Source organism: Bacillus mojavensis (genome assembly GCF_012648005.1).
In the GTDB taxonomy this organism is placed as follows: domain Bacteria; phylum Bacillota; class Bacilli; order Bacillales; family Bacillaceae; genus Bacillus; species Bacillus mojavensis.
Genome location: NZ_CP051464.1, coordinates 848,607 through 865,693, shown reverse-complemented (window position 1 = coordinate 865,693; position 17,087 = coordinate 848,607). Strand labels below are relative to the sequence as shown.

14 protein-coding genes are annotated in these 17,087 nt (G+C 46.2%); 4 read left to right on the top strand and 10 right to left on the bottom strand.

Annotated elements, in window-relative coordinates; all coding sequences use genetic code 11:
• Positions 1 to 14: 14 nt before the first annotated feature.
• The gene (locus tag HC660_RS04375; protein ID WP_081720826.1) at positions 15 to 809 is read right to left on the bottom strand and encodes a YfkD famly protein; all 795 of its coding nucleotides are present in this window, start codon (positions 807 to 809) and stop codon (positions 15 to 17) included.
• 70 nt (positions 810 to 879) lie between these two features.
• On the bottom strand, positions 880 to 1,935 hold the full coding sequence (cax, locus tag HC660_RS04370; RefSeq protein WP_168747208.1) for a calcium/proton exchanger: 1,056 nt from the start codon (positions 1,933 to 1,935) through the stop codon (positions 880 to 882).
• Between the two features lie 167 nt (positions 1,936 to 2,102).
• Between cax and HC660_RS04365 the strand changes: the two genes are divergently transcribed.
• Positions 2,103 to 3,278, top strand: coding sequence for an MFS transporter (locus HC660_RS04365; RefSeq protein ID WP_168747207.1), 1,176 nt, complete (start codon positions 2,103 to 2,105; stop codon positions 3,276 to 3,278).
• A gap of 198 nt (positions 3,279 to 3,476) precedes the next feature.
• Here the strand turns inward: HC660_RS04365 and HC660_RS04360 are convergent, their stop codons facing one another.
• The 3 genes from HC660_RS04360 to HC660_RS04350 are packed head-to-tail and all read right to left on the bottom strand — an operon-like array spanning position 3,477 to position 5,140.
• Positions 3,477 to 4,304 carry a YihY family inner membrane protein gene (locus HC660_RS04360; RefSeq protein ID WP_010333394.1) on the bottom strand — a complete coding sequence of 276 codons (828 nt, stop codon included), beginning with the start codon at positions 4,302 to 4,304 and terminating at the stop codon, positions 3,477 to 3,479.
• 23 nt (positions 4,305 to 4,327) lie between these two features.
• Positions 4,328 to 4,651, bottom strand: a complete 324-nt coding sequence (locus tag HC660_RS04355) for a hypothetical protein (RefSeq protein WP_010333393.1) — start codon at positions 4,649 to 4,651, stop codon at positions 4,328 to 4,330.
• An 18-nt stretch (positions 4,652 to 4,669) separates the two neighbouring features.
• Positions 4,670 to 5,140, bottom strand: a complete 471-nt coding sequence (locus HC660_RS04350; RefSeq protein ID WP_010333392.1) for a low molecular weight protein-tyrosine-phosphatase — start codon at positions 5,138 to 5,140, stop codon at positions 4,670 to 4,672.
• A gap of 201 nt (positions 5,141 to 5,341) precedes the next feature.
• Here HC660_RS04350 and HC660_RS04345 point away from each other — a divergent pair, with 201 nt between their 5' ends.
• Both HC660_RS04345 and HC660_RS04340 read left to right on the top strand, forming a co-directional pair.
• On the top strand, positions 5,342 to 5,557 hold the full coding sequence (locus HC660_RS04345; RefSeq protein ID WP_010333391.1) for a DUF1128 domain-containing protein: 216 nt from the start codon (positions 5,342 to 5,344) through the stop codon (positions 5,555 to 5,557).
• 201 nt (positions 5,558 to 5,758) lie between these two features.
• Positions 5,759 to 6,955, top strand: coding sequence for an MFS transporter (locus tag HC660_RS04340; RefSeq protein ID WP_168747206.1), 1,197 nt, complete (start codon positions 5,759 to 5,761; stop codon positions 6,953 to 6,955).
• Between the two features lie 34 nt (positions 6,956 to 6,989).
• On the opposite strand, the gene HC660_RS04335 is transcribed toward HC660_RS04340, so the two are convergent.
• A complete protein-coding gene (locus tag HC660_RS04335; RefSeq protein WP_168747205.1) occupies positions 6,990 to 7,508 on the bottom strand; it encodes a type 1 glutamine amidotransferase domain-containing protein in 519 nt (172 codons plus the stop codon).
• Between the two features lie 242 nt (positions 7,509 to 7,750).
• Between HC660_RS04335 and HC660_RS04330 the strand changes: the two genes are divergently transcribed.
• Positions 7,751 to 12,133: a multifunctional 2',3'-cyclic-nucleotide 2'-phosphodiesterase/3'-nucleotidase/5'-nucleotidase gene (locus tag HC660_RS04330; protein ID WP_168747204.1), complete on the top strand. Its 4,383-nt coding sequence runs from the start codon at positions 7,751 to 7,753 to the stop codon at positions 12,131 to 12,133.
• A 33-nt stretch (positions 12,134 to 12,166) separates the two neighbouring features.
• Here the strand turns inward: HC660_RS04330 and HC660_RS04325 are convergent, their stop codons facing one another.
• From HC660_RS04325 to treP, 4 genes are all read right to left on the bottom strand, one after another.
• A complete protein-coding gene (locus HC660_RS04325) occupies positions 12,167 to 12,832 on the bottom strand; it encodes an NAD(P)H-dependent oxidoreductase (RefSeq protein WP_168747203.1) in 666 nt (221 codons plus the stop codon).
• Positions 12,833 to 12,969: 137 nt separating this feature from the next.
• Positions 12,970 to 13,686, bottom strand: a complete 717-nt coding sequence (gene treR, locus HC660_RS04320; protein ID WP_168747202.1) for a trehalose operon repressor — start codon at positions 13,684 to 13,686, stop codon at positions 12,970 to 12,972.
• Between the two features lie 20 nt (positions 13,687 to 13,706).
• Positions 13,707 to 15,395, bottom strand: a complete 1,689-nt coding sequence (gene treC / locus HC660_RS04315) for an alpha,alpha-phosphotrehalase (RefSeq protein WP_168747201.1) — start codon at positions 15,393 to 15,395, stop codon at positions 13,707 to 13,709.
• 73 nt (positions 15,396 to 15,468) lie between these two features.
• Entirely contained in the window at positions 15,469 to 16,881 is a 1,413-nt protein-coding gene (gene treP, locus HC660_RS04310) for a PTS system trehalose-specific EIIBC component (RefSeq protein WP_168747200.1), read from the bottom strand.
• Positions 16,882 to 17,087 lie beyond the last annotated feature (206 nt).

Here is a 17,087-nt window from a genome sequence, read left to right as displayed (position 1 = left end):
AATCAGTTTTTTATTTATCTTGGCTGTGAGGAAAGCTGGAAGCTAAACGTGACATGGTCTTGAACCGGAATCCACGCGCCGATTCCCTGTGACGTGACATTTTTTACAACAAGTTTTCGTTTATTGCCTTTGAGCACTAAATAGACTTCTCCGTAAGTCACTTTCCCTTTTTCATTCACAGCCGGAGCATATGCGTTTAAATAACCAAGCTTTTTCGGAGCGACTTTATAAATTTGATCTCGTTTTGTTCCCGCTCCGATGACCGTTTCAAATGCAAGCGGAAGATTTGTTTTTTCCATCGCCTTCAGCATCATCATACTTTTGACGTCTTCCGAGTTTGGAACTTTTGCTGTCAGGCCGCCCGTTACTTTATATTGCTGCTCTTGAGCGTAATGCATTTCAGCCGTTTGTTTTCCGCCGCGGTTATCCGAACGGTTTGTATTGATTTTTTTATATTCCCAGTTGGCGACCGTTTCATTCGATTCATATCCGAGCGCCCATTTCCCGAGAAATATTGTGGCCCGGTAGCCGACCGCAAGCGGTGTGCCAGAGACCGTAGACTCGTTCAGCATTTTGATGAGGTGCGGATTTTGGATCTGTACCTCTGATGAATTCAGCAGTTCCTTAGCCAGCTTACTCGGCTGAAGCATCGGCTGATCCTGTGAAGCATTCGGATATGTGTTTTCCTTCGAGATGCTTGCTACAGAATTAGGCACCTTAAACTGCTTTTTCGCGTGGATGGGCTGAACGCCGAAAAAACTAAAGAATAATAACACAATAAGTGTGGAATGAAATAGCTTTTTCATCATATCACTCTTTCTATGGCATTTTCCCTTAGTCTTTTCTTCCCGCTTTGTTGTTATCCATCATTTTTTCAGGTTAAAGAAGGAAAAAGCCGATCGCCATAATGACATAAGCCGCTAGCAGCGTAGCACCTTCAAACCAGTTGGAATCACCATCATTCGAAATGGCAATCATCAAGAGAACGGAAGATACCATCGCGACAAGCTCCGGCAGTGTAAAGACAAGCGGCATGCTTACCGGGAAAAAGATGGAACAGATCACGAGCACTGGCGCGACAAACATGGCAATCTGCAAAGTGGAGCCGACAGCGATCTCCACCGCAATGTCCATTTTGTTTTTATAAGCCATGATAATCGCTGAAGCGTGTTCCGCCGCATTACCGACAATCGCAACGATGATGACCCCGATAAACAGCTCACTCCAGCCAAACTGTTCAGCAACCGAGTGGAATGTGTGCACCAGGTTTTCGGATATGTACGCCACGACAATTGTTGCCGCAAACAAGACGAGCGTGGCAACCTTCCCTGACCATTCCGGCTGCTCCTCTTCCTCTGGCTTGACAGCATTTTTTGGCTGATATACACCGCGGTGCGTAACAAGTTTAAAGTACAGAGCCGCCACATATAACAGAATCAAAATGATGCTGATGCCGATACTCAAATTAAGCTTGCTTGTATCCCCCATACCAACCGAAAACACCTCGGGAATTACGAAAGCCACAATAATGGCGAAAATCAAAAGCCCGGAATTATGGCGCGCGTCATGGATATTAAACTCCTGCCGCTTGTATTTTAAACCGCCGACAAAAAACGATAAACCCGCAACCAGCAGGAGATTTCCTAGCACTGAACCGGTTAAAGAAGCAAGCACGATTCCGGTGAGACCTTCCTTTAATGCAAATAGCGAGATAATCAGCTCAACCGCATTCCCGAAGGTGGCGTTCAACAGACCGCCGATCCGCGGCCCTGCAATAATGGACAGCGATTCTGTCGCTCTTCCCATATAGCTTGCCAAAGCAATAATCGTTACACAATAGACTGCAAAGAGAACGGCAGAAGGCCAATGCATCAAACTGCCGATAACAGACAGCGGGACACCCGCCGCCACTAATATAAAAAAGATACGATTCATAGTGAATTGACTCCTTTTGTATGACTTGTTTTATTTTTATTCTTCACAAAAATCATCATGATTACACGAGGTCAAATGTTTACGGGCGATTTAGGCTTTTTTCAGGTTGCCGGCTTTTGGAAATCGGTGTACGATCAACATAGATCTCACAAAGGAGAACAGACACGATGTCACGAAAGCATTTTTTTATTCTGGTTTTGCTTGTTTCCATATCCGGTTTTTCACAAGGCATGCTGCTGCCCGTCATCTCGATTATTTTTGAAACAAATGGTGAATCAGCGGCGATTAACGGCCTGCATGCGACCGGACTGTACATCGGGGTGCTATTGGCTTCTCCGTTTATGGAGACTCCGCTTAGAAAACTGGGCTTCAAACCGCTGATTGTCATTGGCGGAAGCATCGTCATTTTAAGCTTGTTCGGGTTCATTTGGCTTCAGTCGGTTTGGATGTGGTTTCTGCTTCGTCTTTTCATCGGAATCGGCGACCATATGCTTCATTTTTCTACGCAAACGTGGGTGACCTCCATGTCGTCAAAGCAAAACCGCGGGAGAAATCTTTCCATTTACGGACTCTCCTTTGGCCTTGGTTTTGCTGCGGGTCCGTTCATGGTTCCGCTTGTTAAGCTGAGTCCGGCACTGCCTTTTATCGTGTCAGGCTGCATCAGTTTGCTTGCGTGGCTGTTTGTTTTCTTGCTACAAAATGCATACCCGGAAACCAGCCCTCATGAAACCCAATCAGACAATAGTTTCAGACGCTTTTATCAGGCTATGCTGTTTGCATGGGTTGCGTTTATGCCTACGTTCGGGTACGGATTTCTGGAGACAGCATTAAACGGCAGCTTTCCTGTATATGCGCTGCGTCTGGGTTTATCTGTGGACGCCGTCGCTTTGATTCTTCCTGCATTTGCGATCGGGAGCATTATTTTTCAATTCCCGCTCGGCATTCTCAGCGATAAATACGGAAGACGGAATGTGCTGCTTGTGATTTTGCTGACGGGGGCCTTTTGCTTTCTCATCGCAGGCGTGTTCCCGTTTCCTTATGTGATCGGCGGCTGCTTCTTTATTGCGGGGATGGCAGTCGGGTCAACCTTTACACTCGGCATCAGCTTTATGACAGACCTTCTTCCGTCCCACCTGCTGCCGGCGGGGAATTTGCTTTGCGGCATTTCATTCAGTCTCGGCAGCATTTTCGGGCCGATTGCGGGCGGCTGGTATATGCAAACCTTCGATAGCGCTAACTTGTTTTATTTGATTACCCTCATTCTGGCCGCTGTCTGGCTCGCTATTGCTTTAGGCAAACCGAAAAGCTGGCCCTCGGCTGAGACCTATTCTTCCTCTTCATAAGAAAAAGCCTCCTGACATGATGTCAGGAGGCTTTTGTTCTAATGATAGCCGTTTTGTCCGTTGGCACTTCCGCTAGTTTTTTGACTCGATTTGCTCTTTGAGTTCTGTTTGTTATGGCTTCCGCCTTTTTTCGTATGCTTTGTCATCACGTATAGCCCCCCGGATCATTTTTGAACTGAAGTTCCTTTATAGGGTGCGCTAATTGTAGGGATTTTCATCAGGAAGCTTTTTACGTTTATGTAAAAGCGCATTGATTTCTCCTCCTAAAATGATTAAAATCCCGCTTAAGTAAAACCAGATCATCAGGACGATGATCCCCCCAATGCTTCCATATGTGGCACTATAGTTCGCAAATGTACTGACATAAAACGAAAACAAGGTGCTGACGACAATCCAGCCGATGGCCGCAAACAGTGCACCCGGCATCACAAAGCGAAGCGACAGCTTTTTGTTAGGAGCGATGATGTACAAAGCAGAAAAAACAATCAGCAGCACAAGCGGGCTGACTCCCCAGCGAATCGCAGTCCAGATGGATAAAAACAGGTCCGACGCGCCGACAAAATCCGCAGCAAGCAGTCCGATCTGCCGGCCGAATACCGGCAGAAGGAGGGCAACTAAAATGGTAAACACCATGGCAATCGTCAGAAAAATTGAGGTCAGACGAACAATGATAAAAGAGCGGTTTTCCTCCACTTCATACGCGTGGTTTAACGATCTGACGATGGAATTCATTCCATTAGACGCAGACCATAACGCCGCGATAATCCCGAATGACAGCAATCCGCCGTTTCGGTCATTTAATGTTTGGTGGGTAATGGATTCAATGAGGGACATCGCACTCCCGGGAGCGTATTGTTTTACAACCCCCAGAACGTCATCTGTAGAAATCGGAAGATACGCGGTGAGCGTCAGCATAAAAATCAAAAACGGAAACAGCGATAATAGAAAAAAATACGCCAGCTCCGCAGATTTGCTTTGCCCCTCATGAAGGGTGTATCTGCCGAACAGCTCTTTCAGAAAGTTCATGTCGTCTCACCTCGAATGTTTGATCATTTATCTTTTGAAAAGTGGTCCTTCGTTTCCTGTACCAGCTCCATCACTTTCGGCGTTGTTTTCTTCAGCTCTTTGACTTGCTGATTAACGAAGCCGACTTCATCTGACAGCGTCTGGGCCAGCTGTTTTGCTTGATCAATTTTTGTAATGACATTGTTTTTCAATAGTTCAGGATTGTTTTTGTACAGAGACATTTTATGCTTGCACGTCATCCATCTCATGCCGCAGGCCTGTCTCGTCGGCTTATGGAATAAGGATAGCGCAGCGCCTGCCGCGGCTCCGAGAATGACCCCTTTCAGCAACCAGCGTTCATTGTTCATGATGAACTCTCCTTTCCCTTACAATAGTTTTTCTTCTTGAATGGATGCAAGCAGATGCTCACAGCCTGATCTGATCAATTGATAGACTTCGTCAAAGTTCCCAGTGTAGTAAGGGTCGGGAACATCCGCAAGATCTGAATCATCAACGTAGTCAAGCAGCCTCTTGATCTGTGCGGCTTTTTTAAACCCCGCCATGCTTCTCAGGCTTCCGATATTTTCTGCATCCATCGCAATGATGTAATCAAAATCGGTTAAATCCTGTTCGCGCACCTGGCGCGCCAGCATGCCTTCAAAACTGATTCCTTCTCTGCGCAATATCTCCTGCGTTCCTTCATGCGGAGGATTGCCGATGTGCCAGCCGCCGATGCCGGCTGAGTCTGTTCTGATTTTCCCCTCTAAACCTTTTGTTGCTGCCAAGTCCCGAAATATCGCTTCCGCCATTGGAGACCGGCAAATGTTTCCCAAGCAAACAAATAATACGCTGATCATGTTGTGCAACCTCCCTATTCTTTGCCCATATTTCTCTAAAAAGAAACCTTTACCGCTATCTTAGTAGGATGTTCAATCACATTTCAACTGATGTCACTACTTTTTTGAAATAAATGGACGAAATGAGAATAGGGTTTTTTTCTGATGGAATTCTGTTAGAATAAAACATACCAAATGACGCGAAAGAAAGGATGTAATCATTTGTCCAGCCAAAATACAGAAACATTAACTCAAATGATTGAAGAGATTTCACAAAAACTGAACATGCTGAATGTCGGGGTTATCAAAGCGGAAGACTTCAGCGACGAAAAAATAGAGGATCTCACCTACCTTCATAAAATGGTGATGAAAAAAGAAGCATTCAGCCCGAGCGAAATGCAGGCGATCGCTCAAGAACTTGCATCACTTCGAAAATAATGGGGCTTGCCGGCATTCGGCAAGTCTTTTTTTATTATGGATAAAGATGATTCTTTTTGCTTTCGTTCGTTGGGAGCCGGAAAGACGCGGCAGCAGGCATGCCCGCAAACATCTACCCGATGACATCAGCATGATGACAGCAAGGGGCCGGTCTTGGCGAACACAGCAAATGGTCGAATAAGATTTTGAAGGAGTACTAGAATGAAAACGAAATACGTCAAAACAGCAACCGGAATGTACATAAACTACTTCTTGCTCGGAATGGTCAATATTATTCTCGCATCCAACATGTCCTCCTTAACAAAGCAGTGGAATACCGACCCGACAGGCATCAGTTATGTGATTGCTGCTATCGGATTCGGCAAGCTGCTGACGTACGGAATATCTGGCGTTTTATCAGATAAAGTAGGCAGAAAACCGCTCATTGTGGCTTCCGCCGGAATGATGGCTGTCTTTTTAGTCGGTATTCCCTTATCACCGAGTTATGAACTTGCGTTTGTGTTTGCTTTATTAGCCGGAGTCGCAAATTCAGCCATGGACGCAGGAACATATCCGGCTTTAACGGAGCTCTTTCCAACTGCCCCCAGCTCGGCGAATGTCTTGGTAAAAGCTTTTATGTCTCTCGGGGCCGCTCTTTTGCCGCTCCTGATTACAGTTTTGGCAGACCATAGCCTATTCTACGGATTTGCATTTTATTTGCCGGCAGCCGTCTATGCGCTGAATATCCTCTATTTATCAGCAGTTTCGCTGCCAAAAAAACAGAAACAACCAATCAGCTCCGGGCAACAGGGATCTCCAGCTTTCTTATCAGAACCCGACATGAAGAAAGAAGGCGCTGCCCTGATTATTATTGGCTTTACTTCAACAGCTTTATTTACAGTATCTCAAATTTGGCTCCCAAGCTATGCCCAAAAGGCTGCAGGGTTAGCTGAATCAGCATCCGTACAATTGCTGAGCTACTATAGTATAGGATCTTTGGTATCGGTTTTATTATTAGCTCTTTTGCTGAACAGATGGGTAAAACCGGTGATGATTACGCTGCTGTACCCTGTTATTACATTATGTACGCTTGCGGTTATGCTGACAGTTCACGAACCAGTGGTGCTGGACATCACAGCCTTTTTCTTAGGATTTTCAACCGCTGGCGTGTTTCAAATTACCGTTACATTAATGACAGAGCTTTTCTGGAAACGCAAAGGCACCGTCACCGGAATTGTTGCGACAGCTTCAAGTCTTGCGTCGATTCTGCTGCCGATTGCTACAGGACTCATTGCAAAAGCGGGAGGCATAGCCCATATCTTTATGTTCGACTTCGGCATTGCAGTCATCGGGACAGCCTCCGCTGCCTTTTTGTATTACAGATACAATAAACTAACCGCAGGCTCCAAGCGATCATGAAAAAACGGACGTCCCCGCAGGGCGTCCGTTTTTGTTATTTTTCAAGCAGTGCCAAAGACTCGCGGTTAAATGCAGGAATGTCATCCGGCGTTCGGCTGGTGACCAATTGATCTTGGCAAACCACTACCTCTTGGTCGACGACATCAGCCCCCGCGTATTCCATATCTACACGAATAGACGTATAGCCTGTCGCTTTTCTGCCTTCCAGCGCTTTAGCAGTAATCAGCAGCTGCGGGCCGTGGCAGATCGCAAATACTGGCTTTTTGTCCGTCATAAACGCTTTTGCAAACTGGACGAACCGTTCATCGGCACGAAGCTGGTCGGGTGAAAACCCTCCCGGAATTAACAGCGCGTCAAAGTCGGAAGGGTTTACGTCATCAATGGACGCATCGACTGTGACTTGCGCATTCCCCTGCTTGCCTTTTACGGTTTTCCCTTTTTCATTTTCGATAACGGTCAGCTCATGCCCCGCTTCTTTAAATGCTTTGGCTGGTTCAGTATACTCGCTGTCTTCGAAATAATCTGTCAGCACAACGGCGATTTTTTTACCCATGATTGATAACCTCCCCCTTAATATGTCTACATAAAACACTCTACCCCAGCCACAATATAATAAACATTTTGCAGATCTGACACACGATAAGCACAATGACCCAATTCACATCACCCAAAGATGATACATAATACTTATTTTTCTCCCTTTTACAATAATCATAAAGAAACATCTACAAATGCTTACAAAATATTCTTACAATAGAACCTGTAACATAAATTTCGTTGAAAGGTGGAGAACTGGTGAGAATACAGAAAAGACGAAAAGACGTCAGTAACATTCTCCGTATTCTGCTGCCCCTCATTATGATACTTAGCCTAATCCTCCCAACACCGCCCGTTTACGCAGAAGAAAACACGGCTCCTCAAGTGAATCTCAGTATTTTGGCTACAACTGATATTCATGCCAACATGATGGATTACGATTACTACAGCGACAAAGAAACGACAGAATTCGGGCTTGCCAGAACGGCTCAGCTGATCCAAAAGCACCGTGAGCAAAACCCAAACACCCTGCTCGTCGATAACGGCGACTTGATTCAAGGGAATCCGCTGGGCGAATACGTGGTGAAATATGAAAAAGACGACATTATCTCCGGCGCGAAAACCCACCCGATCATCAGCGTCATGAATGCGCTGAAATACGACGCCGGCACATTGGGGAATCATGAATTTAATTACGGGCTCGGCTTTCTCGACGGCACGATCAAAGGAGCCGATTTCCCGATTGTAAATGCCAATGTCAAAACAACTGGCGGCAAACACCGTTATACGCCGTATGTTATTAACGAAAAAACAGTCACAGATGAAAACGGAAACGAACAGAAGGTCAAAATAGGCTACATAGGCTTTGTCCCGCCGCAGATCATGACCTGGGACAAAAAAAATCTCGAAGGACAGGTTCAGGTGCAGGATATTGTCGAATCTGCCAATGAAACGATTCCGAAAATGAAGGCAGAAGGCGCGGATGTCATTATTGCCCTTGCCCACACTGGTATTGAAAAGCAGGCGCAATCGTCAGGTGCAGAAAACGTCGTTTTTGACCTGGCCACGAAAACCAAGGGCATTGATGCGATTGTCTCGGGCCACCAGCACGGACTCTTCCCTTCCGCAGAATATGCGGGTGCCGCTCAGTTTGATGTTGAAAAAGGAACAATAAACGGCATTCCGGTCGTCATGCCAAGCAGCTGGGGCAAATATTTAGGCGTTATTGACCTCAAGCTTGAAAAAACAGAAGGCTCGTGGAAGGTCGCAGATTCCAAGGGCAGCATCGAATCAATTGCCGGCAGTGTCGCTTCCAGAAACGAAGCCGTCACAAACACCATTCAGCAAACACATCAAAACACGCTGGAATATGTCAGAAAGCCTGTCGGCAAAACAGAAGCTGACATTAACAGCTTCTTTGCACAGGTCAAGGACGATCCTTCTATTCAAATTGTGACAGATGCGCAAAAATGGTACGCGGAAAACGAAATGAAGGATACCGAGTATAAGGATCTCCCGATTTTGTCAGCCGGCGCGCCGTTTAAAGCCGGCGGCAGAAACGGAGCCAATTACTATACCAACATTCCGGCCGGGGATCTTGCGATTAAAAACGTCGGTGACTTGTATCTGTACGATAATACCCTCCAGATCGTAAAATTGACCGGCAGCGAAGTGAAGGACTGGCTCGACATGTCAGCGGGCCAATTTAATCAAATCGATCCGTCAAAAGGCGGCGATCAAGCCTTACTGAATGAGAATTTCCGCTCCTACAACTTTGATGTAATTGACGGCGTCACCTATCAAGTCGATGTCACAAAACCGGCCAAATACAACGAAAACGGAAAAGTGATCAACGGGAATTCAAGCCGGATCATCAATCTTTCCTATGAAGGCAAACCAATCAGCACGAGCCAGGAATTTCTCGTAGTGACAAATAATTACCGCGCATCCGGCGGAGGCGGTTTCCCTCATCTGACGAGTGATAAGATTGTCCACGGCTCCGCAGTTGAAAACAGACAGGTGCTAATGGATTACATTATTGAACAGGAAACATTAAATCCAAAAGCCGACAACAACTGGTCGATTGCACCGGTTTCCGGCACGAATTTGACGTTTGAATCTTCACTTTTAGCCAAGCCTTTTGCTGACAAAGCCGATGATGTTGCTTATGTAAAACATTCTTCAAATGAAGGCTATGGCGTGTACAAGCTTCAATTTGACGACGATTCAGATACCGATCCTCCTAAAGGCGGATTATGGGATCTTACCGTCATGCATACGAATGATACGCACGCGCACCTGGATGACGCAGCCAGACGAATGACGAAAATCAACGAAGTAAGAAACGAAACAGACCACAACATCCTGCTTGACGCGGGAGATGTGTTTTCCGGCGACCTATATTTCACGAAATGGAACGGTTTAGCCGACCTGAAGCTGATGAACATGATGGGTTATGACGCCATGACCTTCGGAAACCACGAATTTGATAAAGGTCCGTCCGTGCTTTCTGATTTTCTCAGCGGGAACAGCACAACTGTCGATCCGGCAAACCGGTATCACTTTGAAGCGCCCGATTTTCCGATCGTCAGCGCGAACGTGGACGTATCAAATGAACCTAAGCTGAAATCATATGTCAAAAAGCCACAGACCTTTACTGCGGGAGAAAAGAAAGAGCCGGGCATCCATCCGTACATTCTGTTAGACGTTGACGGTGAAAAAGTCGCCGTTTTTGGACTGACAACAGAAGACACAGCCACAACATCAAGCCCGGGCAAAAGCATTGTATTTAACGACGCATTTCAAACTGCGCAGAACACCGTGAAAACGATTCAGGAAGATGAAAAAGTAAACAAAATTATCGCACTCACCCACATTGGGCATAACCGCGATCTTGAGCTAGCCAAAAAAGTGAAAGGCATTGACTTGATCATCGGCGGACACACCCACACCCTCGTGGACAAAATGGAGGTCGTGGAAAACGACGAACCGACTATCGTGGCGCAGGCAAAAGAATATGGCCAATTCTTAGGGCGTGTCGATGTCGTGTTTGATGAAAATGGCGTTGTACAAACAGACAAATCAAATCTGAGCGTGCTGCCAATTGATGAACATACAGAAGAAAACGCAGAAGCAAAAAAAGAGCTTGATCAGTTCAAAAATGAATTAGAGGACGTTAAAAATGAAGAAGTCGGTTACACGGATGTGGCGCTTGACGGCCAGCGTGAGCATGTGCGAACGAAGGAAACAAACCTCGGAAACTTCATCGCGGACGGCATGCTGGCAAAAGCGAAAGCATCAGCAGGAGCCGACATTGCGATCACAAATGGCGGCGGCATCAGAGCCGGCATAGACAAAGGCGTGATTACTCTCGGCGAAGTACTGAACGTCATGCCGTTCGGCAACACACTTTACGTCGCTGATTTAACCGGAAAACAAATTAAAGAAGCTCTTGAACAAGGCTTAAGCAATGTGGAAAACGGAGGCGGCGCTTTCCCTCAGGTGGCTGGAATCGAATATACCTTTACATTAAACAACGAACCTGGACACCGTGTTGTAGACGTGAAATTCGAATCGCCTAACGGAGAAAAAGTTGATTTGAATTCAGATGATACCTACCGCGTCGCAACAAATCAGTTTGTCGGCGGCGGTGGAGACGGATACTCTGTCTTTACGGAGGCATCCCATGGTGAAGACCTTGGTTACGTAGATTATGAGATTTTCACCGAACAGCTGAAAAAACTAGGAAACAAGGTCTCTCCTAAAATCGAAGGACGCATTAAAGAAGTATTCCTGCCGACTAAGCAGAAGGATGGCAGCTGGGCACTCGATGAAGACAAATTTGCGATTTATGCTAAAAATGCCAACACGCCATTTGTCTATTATGAAATGGCTGAAGGATCTCAAGAGAAGCCTATCAATCTAAAAATGAAAAAAGATCAGGTCAAGCTATTGAAAGATAGAGATTTAGATCCTTCCCTGACGGTGTTCAACTATTGGTACAGCATGAAGCTTCCGATGGCGAACATCAAAACCGCGGATACTGAGATCGGAATTAAATCTAAAGGAGAATTAAACGTCTCTTTATCAAATGTATATGACTTTACATTGAAGCAAAAAGGAAAAGAAGTGAAATCATTTAAAGAACCCGTTCAGCTTTCGCTTCGGATGTTTGATATTGAAGAAGCTCACAACCCTGCCATTTACCATGTCGACCGGAAAAAGAAAGCTTTCACAAAGACAGAAAACGGATCAGTTGACAATGATATGGTAACAGGATACACAAACCACTTCAGCGAATACACGATCTTAAATTCCGGTGAGAACAATAAACCGCCGGCATTCCCGTCCGATCAGCCGACAGGCGGTGATGACGGCAGCAATGGCGGAGGCTCCGATAAACCAGGCGGAAAACAGCCAACTGACGGCAAAGGCAGCGGAGGCGGGGATCAAACACCTCCCGGCACTGAACCAACAAATGGATCGGGCGGTTCGGGAACCGATGGCCCAGCCGGCGGCTTGCTTCCTGACACAGCCACATCCATGTATTCCATCCTGCTGGCCGGATTTCTGATCAGCGCACTCGGAACAGCGTTATATTTGCATCAGCGAAGAAAACAGAACAGAGCGAATCAGGCATAAAAAAAGCTGCTCGTTATCGAGCAGCTTTCTTTTTTATACCCACTTCACAACATCTTCAACAGCAGATCTTGTTTTCGGACGAGGGTCTCGCACACGGTAGCCGAACGCCACCATAACAGAAATATCAAAGCTTCCGTTTTCCAGAAGGCCTTCTTCTTCAAGAATACGATGAATTTCATCATATTGGAAGCCTTCCACAGGGCAGGAATCAACGCCGATTTGCGCAGCGGCTGTCATCATGTTGCCAAGCGCAATATAGGTTTGTTTGGATGCCCAGTCAAACAATGTTCTGTCACTTTCAAGCAAATGCAGATCGTTTTTCTGGAATTCTTCGGTTTTGCTCAGGTAGCCTTCGTACACGTCCTGAGGCATTTGTTTCACTTCTTTTAAATGGCGTTTGATATAGTCAGCGTCATATCTGATATCCTTCGCCGTACGTGCCAGAATCAGTACAAAGTGGCTTGCAGTCGGCAGCTGCTTTTGCGCGCCCCATGTGAATTCACGAAGCTTCTCGCGGAATTCCGGATTCTGCACGACAACGAATTTCCAAGGCTCTAGGCCGAGTGAACTCGGAGACAGTCTTCCTGTTTCTAAAATAAATTCAAAATCGCTGTCTGATACTTTTTTATTCGGGTCAAATTCTTTCGTCGCATGTCTGAAATGGTACGCATCCAGAATTTGTTTTTTTAATTCTGCCATGTTAAACACCTCTCCTTTTGGTTACTCTCACTTCTATTGTAGCCATTCTCATAAAAAGTAAAAGTACGCACATTTTTGTATGATAGTATCAATTTTGATACCAAGAGAAAAAGCGCTCTGCCGCAGGCAGGCGCTCTTTATTTTCCCCGTCGCGCAAAATCGACAAACCTGAATTTGTCCAGACGGTGTCTGCTTTCCGTATATTGAAAGAGACTTGTATCCTCTAAAAAGACATAGTTTCTCACAACCACCATATGGTCATAGCCGCGTAAATCAAGCAATTCCCTGTCTTCATCCGTACAAGGCTCGGCCACAATTTCTTTCTGTGCGTAACTGATCGAAAGACCAAGCTCTCCTTCAATATATTCATAAATGGAGTTTTCGCAAATTTCTTTCGTCAGGTGAGGCACATGCTTTCTGAAAAAGTAGTCCTTGTCCAAAATGACATGCTCCCCGTCAATCTTTCTTGACCTGATGACTTCCCATATGTCATCATTCGGCTGTGCCCGAAGCTGTTTTTGGATCAGATCTGACGGGGGCACCAGCCCGAATTTGTGAACGGCTGTTTTCGTTTCTTTCCCCAAAGTTTGCGCCAGTTCCTTGAAGCTGACAAGCCCTGAGACCGGAAACTGCATTTTTTCACGGTTGAGAATCACAGAGCCTTTCCCTCTGATTTTCTGGATATATCCATTTTGAGCCAGCATGTGAAGCGCCTTTCGGACCGTTTCTCTTGATGTGCCGTACTGTGCAGTCAATTCATGTTCAGACGGAAGAATCTCCTCCGCCTTCCATTGGCCGTCTTCAATTTGCTGTGCGATGTCTTTATAGATTGTGATAAATTTATTCACCTTCATTTATGACCACCCAGCTTAGTTTAGCACGGTTTTGTTAAATGATAAACAATGGACTCATACGGGCGGAGCGTCATATTCTTCAGTTCCTCTCTCTCTTCATCGTTTGTCAGAAGCACCTCTGCCTCCCACTCGTCGGGCTTAAGCGTGTCCGGCAGTGTAAAGGCTGCCTCCGTCCCGTAAAAATTATTGATGACGAGCAGTTTCTCATTTTCGCCATGTCTCATATACGCAAACACGTTTGGATCGTCCTTTGCGATCAGTTCATACGTTCCGTCTGTGACAATGTCATACGCTTTGCGAATCTGAATCAGCTTCTGGTAGTGATAAAAGACCGAATGTTTGTCCTTCAGCGCCGCCTCTGCATTGATCTCCCGGTAATTGCCGGCAACTGGTATCCATGGCGTGCCTGATGTGAATCCGGCATTTGGCGTATCATCCCACTGGACGGGTGTTCTGGAATTGTCACGGGATTTTTCCTGTAAAATGGCTAAAATCTCTTTCATCGGCATGCCTTTTTTCTTGAAAGCGTGATACATGTTCAGCGACTCAACATCCCGATAGGAGCTGATGCCGGTAAATCTCGGATTCGTCATGCCGAGCTCTTCACCCTGATAAATATAAGGTGTGCCCTGCATCATATGAATGGCCGTCGCAAGCATTTTTGCCGATTTCACCCGATATGGACCGTCATTTCCATATCTCGATACAATGCGCGGCTGATCGTGATTGCACCAGAATAAAGCGTTCCAGCCCCCTCCCGCCTGCATCTCCGTCTGCCACACGGATAAGATCTCCTTCAGCTTCAGAAAATTGAACGGAGCCAAGGCCCATTTTTCTCCGTTTGGATAATCGACCTTGAGATGATGGAAGTTAAACGTCATATCAAGCTCTTCGTTGCCCGGATTTGTATAACGGATGCAATGGTCAATCGATGTAGAAGACATCTCACCGACTGTCATGCTGTCATATTTTGCGAATACCTCCCTGTTCATCTCATGCAAAAACTCGTGTACACGCGGTCCGTCTGTATAAAAGGAACGGCCGTCACTGCCGTCTTTGGCATTCGGAAAGCGCTGGTCTTTTGAAATCAGATTGATAACATCAAGCCTGAAGCCATCAATTCCTTTTTCAAACCAAAAATGCATCATCTCGTAAACATGCTTTCTGACCTCTTCATTTTCCCAATTCAAATCAGCCTGTGTAACATCAAACAGGTGCAGATAATATTGGCCTGAGGCTTCGTCAAGCTTCCATGCCGAGCCGCCGAATTTCGATTCCCAGTTTGTCGGGGCTGTGCCGTCTTCGTTCGGGTTTTTCCATATATAAAAATCACGGTATGGACTGTCTTTTGAAGAAATCGCCTCTCTAAACCATTTGTGCTCAGTTGACGTATGATTGACCACAAGATCCATGACGACTTTTAAGCCTCTTTTGTGCGCTTCCGCTAATAAGCGTTCAAAATCTTCCATTGTGCCGTACTCTTGATAAATCGTGTAGTAATCCCGAATATCATATCCATTATCATGCTGCGGCGAGTCGTAAATCGGCGTTAGCCAAAGAACATCAACCTGAAGCGTTTGTAAGTAATCAAGCTTTTCAATAATTCCATTCAAATCGCCAATGCCGTTACCCGTCGTATCTTTAAAGCTTTTCGGATAAATTTGATAAACCACGGCTTTTTTCCACCATGGTGTTTGTTCTGTTGTCATCTGTCTCCACCACCGTCTTTTTTAATGAAAAAAGGAAAAAGGGACCGTCAATCACACGTCCCGCTCCCCTTTGTTATTTACGTTTCAGTCGCGCATAAGCGTATGTTCCGGCAAACGGAACAATTAAGACAATCGCCATTCCAATTGCGAATGCGCCCCAGTACTGGCTCATAATCGAGAAAATGCCGGGCACGCCGCCGACACCGACGGAGCTTGCCAAAACGCCTTGAGATGAGATATACATCCCGGCCAGCCCTGAGCTGATCATCGCAATGATAAAAGGAAATCTGTAGCGAAGGTTCACCCCGAATATGGCAGGCTCTGTAATGCCCAGATAAGCGGAAATGCCTGATGTTAAGGAAAGACCTTTTTGTTTCTCATCCTTTACGATAAACATCATCGCCAGCGCCGCTGATCCTTGGGCGATATTTGAAAGCGCCAGCATCGGCCATAAAAATGTGCCTCCGAGCTTAGAGCCGATCAGCTGCAGATCAACTGCCAAAAACGTATGATGCATTCCGGTAATCACCAGCGCTGAGTATAAGCCGCCGTACAGCAGCCCGCCCAGCGCGGCAAATGAGCCGAACACCGAGATAAGCCCTGAAGTTAACACATTCCCGATTGCAAATGTGACCGGACCGATAATGATAAAGGACGCAAAACCCGTCACGAGCAGGGTAATCGGCGCGACGACTAAAAGCTGTATTCCCTCGGGCGTCCGTTTCGTCAAAAACAATTCAATCTTGGCAAGCAAATACGAAGCGAGCAAAATCGGGAGCACCTGCCCCTGGTAGCCGACCTTCTGCACCTCAAGGCCGAAAAGATTCCATACGGGGATCTCTCCGCTTTGTTCCGCGGCGCCATAGCCCCACGCATTCAGTAAATCAGGATGCACGAGCATAACGCCGAGTACAATGCCAAGGAGCGGATTTCCGCCAAACCGCTTCACCGCCGACCAGCCGATCAGCGCTGGCAGGAACGTAAAGGCCGTGCCTGCGATTAAATTGATCATATTGGCGAGATCCGCCCACTGCGGATACACCTGCACAATCGACTTCGTATTGAAGAAAATCCCCTGCGCCGTTAAGATATTGTTGATCCCCATTAAGAGACCTGCCGTGACAATCGCCGGCAAAATCGGAATAAAGATATCTGCAAGCGTTTTCACAGCACGCTGCAAAGGATTCATATTTTTTTCTGAGGCCTTCTTCACATCGTCCTTTGTTGACTCGCCAATCCCCGTTTCCTCGACCAGTTCCGCATATACTTTGTTGACTGTTCCCTGGCCGATTACAACCTGAAACTGTCCGTTTGTCGAAAACGATCCCTTTACAACATCGATTTGATCCAGCGCCTCTTGGTCAACCTTGCTTTCATCTATTAACGCGAAGCGTAAACGTGTTACACAATGAGTTGCCGCTGCAATATTTTCAGCACCGCCGACTGCTTCAACAATTTGCCGTGCTGATCTGTTCAGTTCCCCCATGCCAACCCCTCCGTTTGATAACTTGTATATACAACTTATGTTTATATTGTAGTCCTGTATATACATGTAGTCAACAACTTTTTGTAGCGCTTTCATACTATTCGTAAAGTCATAGAATGGCTTAACAGAAAGGTTGCTCTAAAAAGCTAGCAACTGTTTTGAGAGGTGAGCCCTATAAATAAACACGAGAATACCCTGCAAGTTCC